Raw genomic sequence first — 14279 nt, forward strand, 5'->3', positions numbered from 1 at the left:
GTCACTTCCACACCGTCCATGCCGCCAGCGCCAGCGGCAGGGCCGCGACCAGCAATCCGGCCCAGGCACGCCGCGCGGAACGCACGGCAAAGACCCAGACCACCGCGCCGGCATACACCGCGAAGCTCGACAGCATGCCGGTCAGCACCGCCTCGCTGCGCGCCATCGGCAATGCCAGGGTCGCGACGCTGGTCAGCGCGGCCAGCGCATAGCCGCCGAACAGCGCGGCGACGATACGGGAGAGCAAGGGGCCGACGGCGCACAGCCGAGACAGCAGGCGGGCGTGAAGAGGGGAACTGTCCAGGACTGACATGGAAACGCCGCGCAAGGTGCGGGGCAGGGAAAAAAAGAGAAGAGGATTTCGGTCCAAATGAGAACCAGTCTCATTATAGGCAGGTCATCAGACGGGAGAAGCCGGACATGGGATGTCCGGTGTCGGCGATCCACCGCCCCGGTTTCGTCAAATTTCGACAATAATAATTGCGACAAATTCGCATTTGCATTGCCCAACGACAATCAAGGTGCCGCAGCACCGCCAGCGTGCCCGATCTCGCTACCCCCTCCTCCGTCGAGTCCCTCTACCTTGCCCATCACGGCTGGCTGCAGGCATGGTTGCGCCGCAAGCTCGGCAATGCCTTCGATGCTGCCGACCTGGCGCAGGACACCTTCATCCGGGTGCTGGGCAAACGCGCGCAGGAAGACATCCGCGAGCCCCGCGCTTATCTGACGACCATTGCCGGCGCCCTGGTGGCCAGCCACTGGCGCCGCCAGGCGCTCGAACAGGCCTGGCTCGAAACGCTCGCCGCCCGGCCCGAAGCGCTGGCGCCGTCGCCCGAGGACCGCTGCCTGATCCTCGAAACGCTGGAAGAGATCTCGCGCCTGCTCGACGGCCTGCCCGCGCAGACGCGGGAAGTCTTCCTGCTCTCGCAACTCGGCGGCCAGACCTATCCGCAGATCGCCGACGCGCTGGGTATCACCGTCAACGTGGTCCAGAAGGCCATGACCCGCGCGCTGGCCCAGTGCTACAAGGCGCTGTATCCGCCGTCGGCAAGATGAGCACGCAGCATGCCGTCGCGCCGGACCGGGGCGATGCGTTGCCCGACGACATCGTGCAGCAGGCCATCGCCTGGTATGTGCAGGTCGCATCCGGCGTGCGCGAGTCGCACGACCCGTCGGCGTTCGCACGCTGGCACGCGGCGCATCCGGACCATGCGCGCGCCTGGCAGCGCCTGCAGGCCATGGGCAACCAGATGCACGGCGGTTCCGCGCCCGTCGAGCCCGGAATGGCGCTCGCCACCCTGCGTCGCGCCGATGCGCTGTCGGCACGGCGCCGCGCCATCAAGACGCTGGTGTGGGTCGGCGCGGGCGGCACCGCCCTGTACCTGGCGCAGGACCCGTTCTCGCTGGGTGACCGCATCGGCGGCACGCTGGCCGACATGCGCACCGGCACCGGCGAGCGCCGTACCGCGCAACTCGCCGACGGCAGCACGCTGATGATGAACACCGGCACCGCGCTCGACCTCCGCTTCACGGCACGGGAGCGTCGGCTGGTCCTGCACCGCGGCGAGATCATGATTGCCACCGCGCACGACGCCGCGGGCCGGCCGTTCGTCGTGGCCACGCAGGAAGGCACGCTCACGCCCGTCGGCACGCGCTTCACCGTTCGCCGCGATGCGCAGGGCGGGGACGTCACCGCGCTGGGCGTCAGCGAGGGTGCGGTCGACATCCGCCATGCGCGCGGCGACAGCCTGCAGCCGACGCGCATCCCGGCCGGCCGGCAGACCCGCTTCACCGCGGACCGCATCGACACGCCCGAGGCGCTGCAGGAGGCCGACGCCTCCTGGACCGAAGGAACCCTGACCGCCGAAGGCATGCCCCTGGGGCGCTTCATCGCCGAACTCGACCGCTATCGCCCCGGCCGGCTGCGCTGCGCGCCCGAAGTCGCCGGCCTGCGCATCACCGGCGCGTGGCCGCTCGACGGGCGCGACCCGACCGAGCAGATCCTCGATTCGCTGGAGCGCCGGCTGCCGGTTCGGGTCACCCGGCTGACGCGCTTCTGGGTCACGGTCGCGGCCCGCTGAGCCGGCCCTCAAAAAAATCGGCAGTTTTTTCGGTCTCGTGCGGCTTTGTGTTCAGAAGCCAGGCGGGACCATTCTTTTGCGTGCTTGCCAAGCCTCTGTCCAACACACAAGCAACCGCAAGAGGAATCCGCAGCATGGCGACCCGTCGCAACCCCTCCCTTTCAACGTTCCGGCGCTCGCCGGTGGCCTCCGCGCTGCTGTGCGCGGCGCTCGGCGCAGGCGGCGTCATGTCCGCGCCGTCCGCATGGGCCCAGGCCGGCACGCCGGCCGGCGCGCAGGTCTACAGCTTCGACATCCAGCCCGGCACGCTCGACCAGGCGCTGAGCCGCTTCGGACGACAGGCCGGCCTGCAGATCGCGGTCAATGCCGAGCTGACGGCCGGCCTGCGCAGCCCGGGCGTCAGCGGCCGGATCGGTGCGGCCGAGGCCCTGCGCGCGCTGCTCGTCGGCACGGGGCTCGAAGCCCTGCGCGACGGCACCGGCGAATACACCTTGCGCAAGGCCGGCGCCACCGGCGCGTCGGGCAGCCCGCCGTCCGAGGCAACCCTGGCGTCGGTCACCGTGACCGCCAGCGCCGAGCTGCCCAACGACCTGCCCAAGCCCTATGCCGGCGGCCAGGTGGCGCGCGGCGGGCGGGTCGGCCTGCTGGGCAACCGGGACTTCATGGACACGCCGTTCAACCTCATCACCTACACCGCACAGACCATCCAGGACCAGCAGGCGCGCTCCATCGCCGACCTGGCCGACAACAACCCGTCGTTCCGCGCGATCTATCCGGGGAACGACGCCATGACGGACTTTGCGGTGCGCGGCAACAAGGTCAAGGCGCTCGATGCGGCCTACGGCGGCCTCTACGGCCTGATGTCGCCCGGCGTCGAGTCGCTCGAACGGCTCGAACTGCTCTCCGGCGCCAACGCACTGCTGAACGGCCTGGGGCCGATCGGCGGCGTGGGCGGCAGCATCAACCAGGTGCCCAAGCGCGCCAGCGACGTGCCGCTGACCCGGATCACCACCGGCTATGTGTCGGACTCGCAGCTCGGCGTGCAGGCCGACGTCAGTCGCCGCTTCGGCGAAGACAACCGCTTCGGCATTCGCTTCAACGGCGTCTACAGCGACGGCGACACCGCCACCGACCAGCAGAAGAAGGAAACCGCGATGGGCGCGCTCGCGCTCGACTACCGCGGCGACCAGCTTCGCCTGTCGGCCGACATCGGCATGCGCCGCAACGATGCCGACTCGCCCTCGCGCACCATCTATGTGGCGTCGGGCTTCGCCATCCCTGCGCCGCCCAAGTCGGGACAGAACTGGCAGCAGCGCTGGTCCTACGACAACACCCGCTCGCGCACCGTGGCCCTGCACGGCGAGTACGACATCACGCCCGACCTCACGGTCTTCGCGGGTGTCGGCGCATCGCACTTCGACGAGGCCGAGCTGTTTTCCAACTCGCAGTTGCAGTCCGCCAAAGGCAACCTGATCCAGAGCCAGGTCTACTGGCCGCTGTACCGCGACAGCTCGACGGCCGAGGCCGGCATCCGCGGGCGCTTCGACACCGGCCCGGTGCAGCACCGCTGGACGGTGTCGACGTCGGCCCTGCGGGTGCGCAACGGCATCACCCTGAGCAACCTGGCGCTGACCAGCACCAACATCTACGACCCGGTGTTCATCGCGGCACCCAGCATCGCCGGCCTGCCGGGCCCGAATGCGGTGCCGCAGACCGGCTCGGCCGACAACTCCGGCGTGGCCGTCGCCGACACGCTGTCGATGCTGGACGAACGTGTTCAGCTGACCCTCGGCCTGCGCAGGCAGAACGTGCGTTCGGCCAGCTTCAGCGCCGCCACCGGCGCCACCACGGCCAGCTACGACCGTTCGGTCACCACGCCGGGCGCGGGCGTGATCTTCAAGGCGACCGACAACGTGTCGCTGTACGCCAACTACATCGAAGGCCTGCAGCAAGGCCCGACCGCCACGGCCGGCACCAGCAACGTGGGCCAGGTCTTCGCGCCCTATGTCTCCAAGCAGTACGAGGCGGGCGTCAAGACCGACTTCAACGGCATCGCGACCACCCTCGGCTTCTACCAGCTGAAGACGCCCAACGGCATCGTCAACCCCGCCACGCTGGTCTATTCGGTCGACGGCGAACAGCGCACCCGCGGCATCGAGCTCAACAGCTTCGGCGAAGTGGCGCGCGGCGTGCGGCTGCTCGGCGGCCTGGCGCTGGCCAACGCGCGGCAGACCCACACCGCCGGCGGCACCAACGACGACAAGTGGGTCACCGGCGCACCCAAGGTGCAGTTGAACCTCGGCGTCGAATGGGATATCGCCGCGGTACCGGGCCTGACGCTGTCGGCCCGCTCCATCCACACCGCGTCCCAATACATCGACACCGCCAATGCGCAGGCGATTCCGGGCTGGACGCGCTACGACGCCGGCGCGCGCTACCGAACCAACTGGGGCGGCACGCCGACCACCATCCGCCTGAACATCCAGAACCTTGCCAACAAGAGCTACTGGGCATCGGCCATCGACAGCTACCTGGTGCAGAGCACGCCGCGCACCGTCCAGCTGTCCGCGTCCTTCGACTTCTGAGCGGCGGCGCCGTGTCGGCACAGAGCTTTCGGCGCTGGCAGTGGCTGCATCGGTGGAGCAGTCTGGTCTGCACCGTGTTCCTCTTCGTCCTGTGCCTGACCGGCCTGCCCCTGGTGTTCGGCGACGAGATCACCCATTGGCTCAACGGTACGGCAGCCGTCGAGGAACCCGTCGCGGCGCCCGTGGCCGACCTGGACGCGATGGTCGATGCGGCGCGCAGCCCGGCCGGCCTGTTTCCGGGGCAGACGGTTCGCTGGATCAGCCTGGAGGACGATCGGCCCGAGGTGTGGATCGCGCTGGCGCCGTCCTATCTGGCAGAGCGCAAGTTCGACCGGGTGCTGAAGTTCGATTCGCGCACCGGCCGGCCGCTGCCCGCCAACGCGCAGACCACGCCCGGCCGCCCGACGCTCACCGGCGTGCTGCTGCGGCTGCACAAGGACCTGCTGCTCGGCCTGCCGGGCGAACTGTTCCTCGGCGCGATGGCCTTGCTGCTCTTGCTGGCGACGGTATCCGGCGTGGTGCTCTACAGCCCCTACACGCAGAAGCTGGCATTCGGCACCTTGCGGCGCAGGCGCGGGCCACGCATCCGCTGGCTTGATCTTCACAACCTGCTGGGGATGTCGACGCTCGCCTGGGTTCTCGTGGTCGGAGCGACCGGCGCGATGAACGAGGTTGCCGATCCGTTCTACGACCGCTGGCGCGAAGCGGCGCTGGCCGAGGCCCTGCAGCCCTACAAGGGGCAGGCCATGCCGGAGCGTACGAGCTCGGTGCAGGCGGCCGTCATGGCGGTCTCGCGCGCCTTGCCGGACATGCGTATCCGCAGCGTGCGATACCCGGACGGCGACCTGGGCAGCCCGCACCACTACCTGGTGTGGGCCATCGGCACGACGCAACTGACGTCGAGGCTGTTCACGCCGACCCTGGTCGACGCCAGGACCGGTGCGCTGGTGCGCCTGCCGCAGCCGCCGTGGTATCTGACGGCACTGCAGATCTCCAGGCCGCTGCACTTCGGCGACTACGGCGGCTTGCCGCTGAAGATGATCTGGGCCGGCCTCGACGTGATGATGCTGGTGCTGCTGGGCAGCGGCATCTACCTGTGGCTTGCCAGGCGGCCGACGTCTTGAGGACTTTTCAGTGAACGATCCGATTCGTCCGGTTCACGTCTGGAGAATGCCGCTGCTTCTGGCGGCACTGATGTGCTTCGGCCTGCTGTCGGCATTGCTGGGAACCGGTGTCTGGCAGTGGCTTGCCTGGGCGGCCACGGCGACACCGCTCGCCGTGGTCGTCTTTTTTGCTTGTCGGCGGACAGACCGGTGAGGGAGTGAACGGGGGCCCGAGGTGGCCGCATACGCTCGATGGGGCGAAGTTCAACTGGCGGAGACTGTGAGATTCGAACTCACGGACGGTTGCCCGTCGGCAGTTTTCAAGACTGCTGGTTTAAACCACTCACCCAAATCTCCGGAAGCTGCTCACCGTTGCGTTGCAGCAAGCAGGCTGGCGATTCTAGCCTTGGCCGGATGCCCCGCCGCGACGCCCGCCCCACGCCCCGTCCTACGCGTCCGGCAGGAAGATCGTCTGCAGATCGCTCAGGAAGTCGAGCCCGCGCTCGGTCGGCCACACGTGGCGCAGATCGCGCGCCAGCAGGCCCTTGCGCTCGGCCTCATCCAGGCCACGCTGGATCGACGTGATCGCCAGCCCCGTGCGCTCGCCGAACTGTGCCAACGAGAAACCCTGGGTGAGGCGCAGCGCGTTCAGCATGAACTCGAACGGCAGATCGGCGAGCGGTACCTCGTCGCTCTGCGATACCGCTGCGCCGGCCAGGGCGTTGTCCATGTAGCGGCCCGGATCGCGAAAGCGCACCTGCCGCACCACGCGGTGCGCGAAGCTCAGCTTGCTGTGCGCGCCGGCACCGATGCCGAGGTAATCGCCGAACTGCCAGTAGTTCTGGTTGTGCGCGCAGCGATGGCCCTCGCGCGCATAGGCCGACACTTCGTAGCGCTCGAAGCCCTGCAACGCGGTGCGCTCGGTCAGGCGGTCCAGCATCGCGTAGGCCGTGTCGTCTTCGGGCACCACCGGCGGGAACTTCGCGAAGTAGGTGTTCGGCTCGATCGTGAGGTGATAGACCGACAGGTGCGGCGGCTGCAACGCCAGCGCCTGGTCGAGGTCCTCGTCGAGCTGCGCCGGCGTCTGGCCCGGCAGCGCGTACATCAGGTCGATGTTGAAGGTGTCGAAGGCGCTCGCGGCCTCCTCGACGGCCGCGATGGCCTGGGCACGATCGTGCACGCGGCCCAGCGCCTTCAGGTGCGTGTCGTTGAAGCTCTGCACGCCGACCGACAGCCGCGTGACGCCCGCCGCGCGGTAGGCGCGAAAGCGATCGCGCTCGAAAGTGCCGGGATTGGCCTCGAGCGAAATCTCGCAGTCCGGCGCGAGCTTGAGACGCGCGCGCAGGTCGCCCAGCAGACGGTCGATCGCCTCGGGCGAGAACAGGCTCGGCGTACCGCCACCGATGAAGATGGTGTGGACGGTGCGGCCCCAGATCAGCGGCAGCGCGGCGTCGAGGTCGGCGACCAGCGCATCGAGGTAGCGCTGCTCTGGCAGCGCGTCGCCGCCGGCACGCCACTCGTGCGAATTGAAGTCGCAGTATGGGCACTTGCGCAGGCACCACGGCAGATGCACATAGAGCGACAGCGGAGGCAATGCGCTGAGTTGCAGTGGCCCCGGCCGCATCAGGTGCAGCACGTCGTTGGCGTGCGCGGCACCGCTGCTCTCGCCCTCGCCCGCACTGACGATCGGGACGATCACGCTCACAGCCAGCGTTCCCGCATGAGCGCCAGCATGGCGCGCGCCGCCTGGCCGCGGTGGCTGTTGGCGTTCTTCACGTCGGCAGGCAGTTGCGCGAAGGTCTGGCCGAACTGGGGCAGGAACATCACGGGATCGAAGCCGAAGCCGTTGCCGCCGATCGGCTCCCGCGCGATCTCGCCGCCCGCGCGGCCGACCGCGATGAGCGGCTCCGGATCGTCCGCGCTGCGCAGGGCGACCAGCGTGCTGACCAGCGCGGCGCGGCGGTTGTCGACCTGCGCCATCTGTTCGAGCAGCGCGCGCACGTTGTTGGCGTCGCCCTTCGGGTAGCCGAACTGCGTCGCGTAGTAAGCCGTGTCGACGCCGGGCAGGCCGCCGAAGGCATCGACGCACAGGCCGGCATCGTCGGCGATGGCCGGCAGGCCGGTGGCGGCGGCGGCGTGGCGCGCCTTGGCCAGCGCGTTCTCGACGAAAGTGCGGAACGGCTCCTCGGCCTCGCCCACGCCGAGCTCGAACTGGCGCACGAGATCGACGCCGAGCGGCGCGAAGAGCACCTGCAGTTCGGCCAGCTTGCCGGCATTGTTCGATGCGAGAACGAGCTTCATGGCGTCACCCGGCCAGCGCCTGCGTCTGCAGCGCGATGAGTTCGCCGATGCCCTTCTCGGCCAGGCCGAGCAGCACGTCCATCTCGGCGCGCGAAAACGCCGCGCCTTCGGCCGTGCCTTGCACCTCGACGAAATGGCCGGCACCGGTCATCACGACGTTCATGTCCGTGTCGCAGGCCGAATCCTCGATGTATTCGAGATCGAGCAGCGGCGTACCCTGCACGATGCCGACCGAGATCGCAGCAACGTGGCCGCGGATCGGCGACGCGGCGATCTTTCCGGCGGCCAGCAGCTTGTCGACCGCGTCCTGCGCCGCCACGAAGGCGCCGGTGATGGCCGCGGTGCGCGTGCCGCCGTCGGCCTGCAGCACGTCGCAATCGAGGTGGATGGTGCGCTCGCCCAGCGCTTGCAGGTCGAACACGGCGCGCATCGAGCGGCCGATCAGGCGCTGGATCTCTTGCGTGCGGCCGGTCTGCTTGCCCTTGGCCGCTTCACGGCTGCTGCGGGTGTGCGTGGCGCGCGGCAGCATGCCGTATTCGGCCGTGACCCAGCCCTCGCCGCTGCCCTTCTTGTGCGGAGGCACCTTTTCTTCGACAGAAGCGGTGCAGAGCACGCGCGTCTGGCCGAACTCGATGAGCACGGAGCCTTCGGCGTGGATGGTGAAACCGCGGGTGATGCGCACGGTGCGCAACTGGTCGACGGCACGGTCGCCGCTTCGGATGAAAGCTGTCATGGAAGTTGAGAGGAAAACGGTTGAAGGAATTCTGGCCCGGCGCTCAGCCGCTCCGCGAGCAGCACCGCTGCCCTCGGCGGCCGACGCGGAGGCCTTGTCGTCGAGACCGGCGCGATCGCTGTCGATCGGATTCTGGCCGGGATGATGAAAGCGAGGGCGCTTCCATGGATTACCTTGGTCGGGACGGCATCGCCATTGTCCACTGCATCGGATCTCAGATCGCGCGCGTGGTCGGCACGACGGTCTTCGGCAAGGCTTTGCGCTCGCTCGACCGGATGTTGTCGATCGACAGCCGCACCTTTTCGCTGACCGACAGCTTGGTGTAGCGGCGCTCGCCCTCGCGACCGAGCTCCTTCTGCAGCGCGAAGACCGATTGCGGCCGCGCCAGCGGATCGAGCGCCATGCACCATTCGACCGTCTCGATCATGTCGTCCGAGTAAACGCCGCGCAGCCGTGAAAGCGACAGGCCCAGCCGGTCCTTGTCGAGGCGCTGAGGCGCATCCGCGGCCGGATGGCCAAGCATGCAGGCATAGATGCACGCGCCGATCGCGTAGATGTCGGTCCAGGGGCCCATCGAGGAGTCGCGCCGGTACATCTCCGGCGCAGCAAAACCCGGCGTGTACATCGGGCGCACGAAGTCGCCCTGCTTGGACAGCACCTCGCGCGCGGCGCCGAAGTCAATGAGCACCGCGCGGTCGTCGTCGGTCACGAAGATGTTGGCGGGCTTGATGTCCAGGTGCAGCATCTTGTGCTGATGGACGATGCGCAGTCCGCGCAGGATCTCGTCGAACAGCGACCGGATGGTCGACTCGCGCAGGACCTTCGGTCTCTTGAGGTCGCGCGCAGTCACGATGAAGTCCTGCAGCGTGGCGCCTTCCAGGTAGTTCATCACCATGTAGACGGTTTCGTTCTCGCGAAAGAAATTGAGCACGCTGACCACCGAGGCGTGCGAGATCTGGGCCAGCGATCGGCCTTCCTCGAAGAAGCTTTTCAGCCCGAGTCGGTAGAGCGACACCTTCTCGGATGCAACCTGTGGCGCCAGTTGCCCCGGCTCGCGCGAAGCGAGCGATGCCGGAAGATATTCCTTGATGGCGACCGGCTGATCATGCGGGTCCATGGCCAGGTAAACCACCCCGAAACCACCCGACGAAAGCCGCCGCACGACACGGTAGCCGCCGATGACCGTTTCCGGCAGCAAGGGCGACGGCTTGACCTTTGACATAATCAGGGAGTTTCGCCCGAAGGCGATGGGTCGGCAAGCGAACGCAGCGCCGTCGCCTCGGCGCATGCAAACACATCTCAGCGAGGCGAAATGCCAGTTTACAGCATGACCGGCTATGCCAGCGGCCAAAACGGCCCCGTTGCAAGCCCCCCCGACACCGAGTCCAGGCCAGTCTCCACGGCCCGTCTCGGCATCGAAATCCGATCGGTCAACAGCCGGTTTCTCGACCTGACGTTCAAGCTGCCTGAAGAGCTCAGGCAGCATGAACCCGCCCTGCGGGAGCTGCTCACGGCCAAGCTCAAGCGCGGCAAGGTCGAGCTCCGCGCGGCCATCGAAAGCACGGCGCAGGCCGGCATCGCAGAACCTTCGACCAAGCTTCTGCAGCGCCTGAACGGCCTGCAGGACGGCATCTGCGCGTGGTTGCCCGGCGCACGCGAGCTGAGCGTCGCCGACATACTGCGGTTGGCCGGCGGCGACACCACGGCACGCGGCGACTGGAGCGGAGCCCTCCTCGAAGTGACGGAGAAAGCGCTCACCAGCCTGATGGCGGCACGAGAGCGTGAAGGCGCCCGTCTTGCGACGATGCTCAACGACCACCTCGCGCAATTGCACAAGCTCGCGACCCAGGCCGGGCCCTTGGTGCCGCAACTGGTCGAACAGCAGCGCACGCGGTTCCTGGAACGTTGGCAAGAAGCCATGGGACTGACCGGCGGCACGCTGCCCGAGGCGGCGCAGGACCGCGCCCTGACCGAAGCGACCGCATTCGCGATCCGCATCGACGTGGCGGAAGAACTCACGCGCCTCGGATCGCATCTCGACGAGATCGGGCGCCTGGTCAAGAAGGGCGGCGAGATCGGCAAACGGCTCGACTTCCTCATCCAGGAACTGCACCGCGAAGCGAACACGCTGGGCTCGAAGTCGGCAGCGCTCGAACTCACGCGAATCGGCGTCGACATGAAAGTGCTGATCGAACAGATGCGCGAGCAGGTCCAGAACATCGAATAGAGCAACCCATGGACTACCCAGGCAACATCTTCGTCGTCGCAGCGCCCAGCGGGGCGGGCAAATCGAGCCTCGTGAAGGCTCTCATGGAACTCGACTCGGCGGTTCAACCCTCGGTGTCGCACACCACCCGGCCGCCGCGTGGGCAGGAAAAGCACGGACGAGAGTATTTCTTCGCTTCGCATCCCGAGTTCGACGCACTGGTCGAGGCCGATGCGTTCGTCGAATGGGCCCATGTGCATGGCCAGCGCTACGGCACGTCGAAGAAGGCGATCGAGGAACGCGTGTCGCAGGGCGCGGACGTGATCCTCGAAATCGACTTCCAGGGTGCCATCCAGATCCGGAAGACGTTTGCGAACGCGGTGCTGATCTTCATCCTGCCGCCGAGCTGGGAAGAATTGCGCTCGCGGCTCGAGCGCCGCGGCGAAGACAGCGCCGCCGTCATCGAACTGCGCCTGCAGAATGCCGCGACGGAGATGGCGCGCTCCAACGAATTCGACTTCGTTATAATCAACGAGTTATTTGAGCGGGCGCTTTTTGACCTCAAGGCCATCGTCCACGCTCAGCGGCTCCGGTATTCGGCCCAGCGCCGAGCTCGTGCAGATACCTTTGCCGCGCTGAACATTCCCTGACGACATCCCGTTCACAGCACTCACGCGAAAGACCTATGGCCCGCATCACCGTCGAAGACTGCCTCGAGCACATCCCCAACCGTTTTCAACTCGTGCTCGCCGCCACGTACCGGGCGCGCATGCTGAGCCAGGGCCATGCGCCCAAGATCGAGAGCAAGAACAAGCCGGCCGTGACCGCGCTGCGCGAGATTGCAGAAGGCAAGATCGGCATCGAAATGCTCAAGAAAGTGCCCGGCTGATTGACGCAGCCCCACAACAGAAAGCACCGCAACGCGGTGCTTTTTTTATCCCTGAATACCCCTTCACCAGAGCCACGCTAAAGTGGCAGACATGAGCGCGGTCGCCAAGCCCCAGTCCAACGCCCTTCGCGGCACGCCCCGCCCCAGTCCGGCGGCGCTCAATGCCGCGGCCGCAAGTTTTGCAGCGCTCACGGCCCGGCTCGACTATCTGAGTCCGGAAGACACCGATCTCGTCCGGCGCGCCTATCGTTTCGCCGATGAGGCGCACCTCGGCCAGCTGCGCAACAGCGGCGAGCCTTACATCACGCATCCGATCGCGGTCGCAGCGCAATGCGCCGAATGGAAGCTCGATGCCCAGGCGCTGATGGCCGCCCTGCTGCACGACGCGATCGAGGACTGCGGCGTCACCAAGTCCGAGCTGATCGAACGCTTTGGCGCACCCGTTGCGGAACTCGTCGACGGCCTGACCAAGCTGGACAAGCTCCAGTTCGATACACGCGAAGAGAACCAGGCCGAGTCCTTCCGGAAGATGCTGCTGGCCATGGCACGCGATGTTCGCGTGATCCTGGTCAAGCTTGCGGACCGCACGCACAACATGCGCACGCTGTCCGACGCACCTCGCGAGAAATGGGCCCGCATCTCCAGCGAAACGCTGGAAATCTATGCCCCGATCTCGTATCGCCTCGGACTGAACCAGACGTACCGCGAACTGCAGGAGCTCTCGTTCCGCTACCTGCGACCATGGCGTTATGCCATCCTCGCCAAGGCTGTTGCCAAGGCCCGCGGACGCCGACGCGATCTGATCCAGAAAGTGCAGCGCGAACTCGAGACCGCCTTCACCGCCGCCGGCATGAACGTACGCATCGCCGGCCGCGAAAAGACGCTGTATTCCATCTATCGCAAGATGGAGGAAAAGCGGCTCAGCTTCGCGCAAGTCACCGACATCTACGGCTTCAGGTTGATCGTGCCGAACGTGATCGCCTGCTACACGGGGCTCGGCATCCTGCATCAGATGTACAAGCCCTTGCCGGGGAAATTCAAGGACCACATCGCGATCGCCAAGCTCAATGGCTATCAGTCGCTGCACACGACGCTGGTCGGTCCCGCAGGCGTGAACGTCGAATTCCAGCTACGCACCGAAGCCATGCACGTCGTCGCGGAATCCGGCGTCGCGGCCCATTGGCTGTACAAGGCGTCCGAACCCAGTGCGGCCAACAGCGACCGCCTGGGCACCAAGTGGTTGCAGTCGCTGCTGGACATTCAGGACGAGACGCGGGATGCCGCGGAGTTCTGGGACCACGTCAAGGTCGACCTGTTTCCCGATGCCGTCTATGTGTTCACGCCCAAGAGCCAGATCATGGCGCTTCCACGCGGCGCCACGGTGGTCGACTTCGCCTACGCGATCCACAGCAATATCGGCGACCACGCTTCGGCCGCGCGCATCAACGGCGATCAAGTGCCGCTGCGCACCGAGCTGAAGAATGGCGACGTGATCGAAGTGATCACGGCGCCGGTGTCGACGCCGAACCCGGCCTGGCTGGGCTTCGTGCGTACCGGCCGCGCGCGCTCGAAGATCCGCCACTATCTCAAGACGCTCGCGCATGTCGAATCGGAAGGCCTGGGCGAAAAACTGCTGGCACAGGCGCTGCGCGCGGAGGGACTGAGCAAGCTGCCGGCCGACGACGCGGAACATCAGACGCTGTGGGAAAAGCTGTTGCGCTTCACCGGCAGCCGCACCCGCGGCGAGTTGCTGACGGACATCGGCCTCGGCAAACGGGTCGCGAGCATCGTCGCGAAACGGTTGATGGCATTGCTTTCGGAACTTGGCGAGAAGCCCGACGCCCTGCTGCTGAGCCGCGAGCGCTTCACGGCGCACGAGACCGTGTCACAGGGCGCAGTCACTCTCGACGGCAGCGAGAACTCCTCCGTTCGGTTTGCGTTGTGCTGTCGACCGGTGCCGGGCGATGCGATCGTCGGCTACCTGGGTCACGGCGAAGGCCTTGTCGTGCACACGGAGACTTGCGGCGTCGGCCAGCGGCTTCACTACAAGGACAGCGAACGCTTCTTCGCGGTCGAATGGGCAGACGACCCGGTCCGCACCTTCGAAACCGGCGTGGTCATCACCGTGCGGAACGACAAGGGCGTGCTGGCACGCGTGGCGTCGACACTCGCGGATGCCGAGGCCGACATCACGCATGTCGAGATGACCGAAGAAACGCCTCAGGATTCGACCGACCTGCGTTTCGTGATCGCGGTGCGCGACAAGTCGCACCTCGAGGCCGCGCTCCGGGCGGTCAAACGCTCGCCATCGGTACTCTCGGCCAACCGCGTCGTGCCGGCGCCCTGACCGGCGCCATACACGCGCCCTGTTCGACGAATCC

At 67.0% G+C, this 14279-nt stretch carries 14 protein-coding genes and 1 tRNA gene; 9 read left to right on the forward strand and 6 right to left on the reverse strand.

Features of this window, described 5'->3' with window-relative positions; all coding sequences use genetic code 11:
- Position 1: 1 nt before the first annotated feature.
- Positions 2-313, reverse strand: coding sequence for a DUF3649 domain-containing protein (locus AC07PZ_RS18000; RefSeq protein WP_495296497.1), 312 nt, complete (start codon positions 311-313; stop codon positions 2-4).
- A gap of 227 nt (positions 314-540) precedes the next feature.
- On the opposite strand from AC07PZ_RS18000, the gene AC07PZ_RS18005 reads away from it, so the two are divergent.
- From AC07PZ_RS18005 to AC07PZ_RS18025, 5 genes are all read left to right on the forward strand, one after another.
- Positions 541-1056 (forward strand): sigma-70 family RNA polymerase sigma factor, encoded by a 516-nt coding sequence (locus tag AC07PZ_RS18005; protein ID WP_495296498.1) that lies wholly within the window; start codon positions 541-543, stop codon positions 1054-1056.
- On the forward strand, positions 1053-2081 hold the full coding sequence (locus AC07PZ_RS18010; RefSeq protein WP_495296499.1) for a FecR domain-containing protein: 1029 nt from the start codon (positions 1053-1055) through the stop codon (positions 2079-2081). Before AC07PZ_RS18005 ends, AC07PZ_RS18010 begins: the two co-directional genes overlap by 4 nt.
- Positions 2082-2215: 134 nt before the next feature.
- Positions 2216-4666 (forward strand): TonB-dependent siderophore receptor, encoded by a 2451-nt coding sequence (locus AC07PZ_RS18015; protein WP_495296500.1) that lies wholly within the window; start codon positions 2216-2218, stop codon positions 4664-4666.
- An 11-nt stretch (positions 4667-4677) separates the two neighbouring features.
- Entirely contained in the window at positions 4678-5790 is a 1113-nt protein-coding gene (locus AC07PZ_RS18020; RefSeq protein ID WP_495296501.1) for a PepSY-associated TM helix domain-containing protein, read from the forward strand.
- A 10-nt stretch (positions 5791-5800) separates the two neighbouring features.
- Complete coding sequence (locus tag AC07PZ_RS18025) at positions 5801-5983, forward strand: hypothetical protein (RefSeq protein WP_495296502.1); 183 nt, start codon at positions 5801-5803, stop codon at positions 5981-5983.
- A 55-nt stretch (positions 5984-6038) separates the two neighbouring features.
- Here AC07PZ_RS18025 and AC07PZ_RS18030 read toward each other — a convergent pair.
- The 5 genes from AC07PZ_RS18030 to AC07PZ_RS18050 all read right to left on the reverse strand — a co-directional run bounded on the left by AC07PZ_RS18030 (position 6039) and on the right by AC07PZ_RS18050 (position 10025).
- Positions 6039-6126, reverse strand: a tRNA-Ser gene (locus AC07PZ_RS18030).
- A 91-nt stretch (positions 6127-6217) separates the two neighbouring features.
- Entirely contained in the window at positions 6218-7393 is a 1176-nt protein-coding gene (gene hemW, locus AC07PZ_RS18035) for a radical SAM family heme chaperone HemW (protein ID WP_495296797.1), read from the reverse strand.
- Between the two features lie 77 nt (positions 7394-7470).
- A complete protein-coding gene (gene rdgB / locus AC07PZ_RS18040) occupies positions 7471-8070 on the reverse strand; it encodes an RdgB/HAM1 family non-canonical purine NTP pyrophosphatase (protein WP_495296503.1) in 600 nt (199 codons plus the stop codon).
- Positions 8071-8074: 4 nt separating this feature from the next.
- Positions 8075-8803, reverse strand: coding sequence for a ribonuclease PH (gene rph / locus AC07PZ_RS18045; RefSeq protein ID WP_495296504.1), 729 nt, complete (start codon positions 8801-8803; stop codon positions 8075-8077).
- Positions 8804-9017: 214 nt separating this feature from the next.
- Positions 9018-10025: a serine/threonine protein kinase gene (locus tag AC07PZ_RS18050; protein WP_495296505.1), complete on the reverse strand. Its 1008-nt coding sequence runs from the start codon at positions 10023-10025 to the stop codon at positions 9018-9020.
- Positions 10026-10115: 90 nt separating this feature from the next.
- Here AC07PZ_RS18050 and AC07PZ_RS18055 point away from each other — a divergent pair, with 90 nt between their 5' ends.
- The 4 genes from AC07PZ_RS18055 to AC07PZ_RS18070 all read left to right on the forward strand — a co-directional run bounded on the left by AC07PZ_RS18055 (position 10116) and on the right by AC07PZ_RS18070 (position 14245).
- Entirely contained in the window at positions 10116-11030 is a 915-nt protein-coding gene (locus AC07PZ_RS18055) for a YicC/YloC family endoribonuclease (RefSeq protein WP_495296506.1), read from the forward strand.
- Between the two features lie 8 nt (positions 11031-11038).
- Entirely contained in the window at positions 11039-11659 is a 621-nt protein-coding gene (gmk, locus tag AC07PZ_RS18060; RefSeq protein ID WP_495296507.1) for a guanylate kinase, read from the forward strand.
- 35 nt (positions 11660-11694) lie between these two features.
- Positions 11695-11898: a DNA-directed RNA polymerase subunit omega gene (gene rpoZ / locus AC07PZ_RS18065; RefSeq protein WP_495296508.1), complete on the forward strand. Its 204-nt coding sequence runs from the start codon at positions 11695-11697 to the stop codon at positions 11896-11898.
- A gap of 91 nt (positions 11899-11989) precedes the next feature.
- On the forward strand, positions 11990-14245 hold the full coding sequence (locus AC07PZ_RS18070) for a RelA/SpoT family protein (RefSeq protein ID WP_495296509.1): 2256 nt from the start codon (positions 11990-11992) through the stop codon (positions 14243-14245).
- The last annotated feature ends 34 nt before the right edge of the window (positions 14246-14279 follow it).

It is taken from the genome of Variovorax sp. GW821-FHT10B04, assembly GCF_059415645.1.

What these genes read in the sequence shown, in the direction of transcription:
- AC07PZ_RS18000 (WP_495296497.1), bottom strand. Translation starts at nt 313, where the DNA reads ATGTCAGTCCTGGACAGTTCCCCTCTTCACGCCCGCCTGCTGTCTCGG.
- AC07PZ_RS18010 (WP_495296499.1), top strand. Translation starts at nt 1,053, where the DNA reads ATGAGCACGCAGCATGCCGTCGCGCCGGACCGGGGCGATGCGTTGCCC.
- AC07PZ_RS18015 (WP_495296500.1), top strand. Translation starts at nt 2,216, where the DNA reads ATGGCGACCCGTCGCAACCCCTCCCTTTCAACGTTCCGGCGCTCGCCG.
- hemW (WP_495296797.1), bottom strand. Translation starts at nt 7,393, where the DNA reads ATGCGGCCGGGGCCACTGCAACTCAGCGCATTGCCTCCGCTGTCGCTC.
- rdgB (WP_495296503.1), bottom strand. Translation starts at nt 8,070, where the DNA reads ATGAAGCTCGTTCTCGCATCGAACAATGCCGGCAAGCTGGCCGAACTG.
- rph (WP_495296504.1), bottom strand. Translation starts at nt 8,803, where the DNA reads ATGACAGCTTTCATCCGAAGCGGCGACCGTGCCGTCGACCAGTTGCGC.
- AC07PZ_RS18050 (WP_495296505.1), bottom strand. Translation starts at nt 10,025, where the DNA reads ATGTCAAAGGTCAAGCCGTCGCCCTTGCTGCCGGAAACGGTCATCGGC.
- AC07PZ_RS18055 (WP_495296506.1), top strand. Translation starts at nt 10,116, where the DNA reads ATGCCAGTTTACAGCATGACCGGCTATGCCAGCGGCCAAAACGGCCCC.
- gmk (WP_495296507.1), top strand. Translation starts at nt 11,039, where the DNA reads ATGGACTACCCAGGCAACATCTTCGTCGTCGCAGCGCCCAGCGGGGCG.
- rpoZ (WP_495296508.1), top strand. Translation starts at nt 11,695, where the DNA reads ATGGCCCGCATCACCGTCGAAGACTGCCTCGAGCACATCCCCAACCGT.
- AC07PZ_RS18070 (WP_495296509.1), top strand. Translation starts at nt 11,990, where the DNA reads ATGAGCGCGGTCGCCAAGCCCCAGTCCAACGCCCTTCGCGGCACGCCC.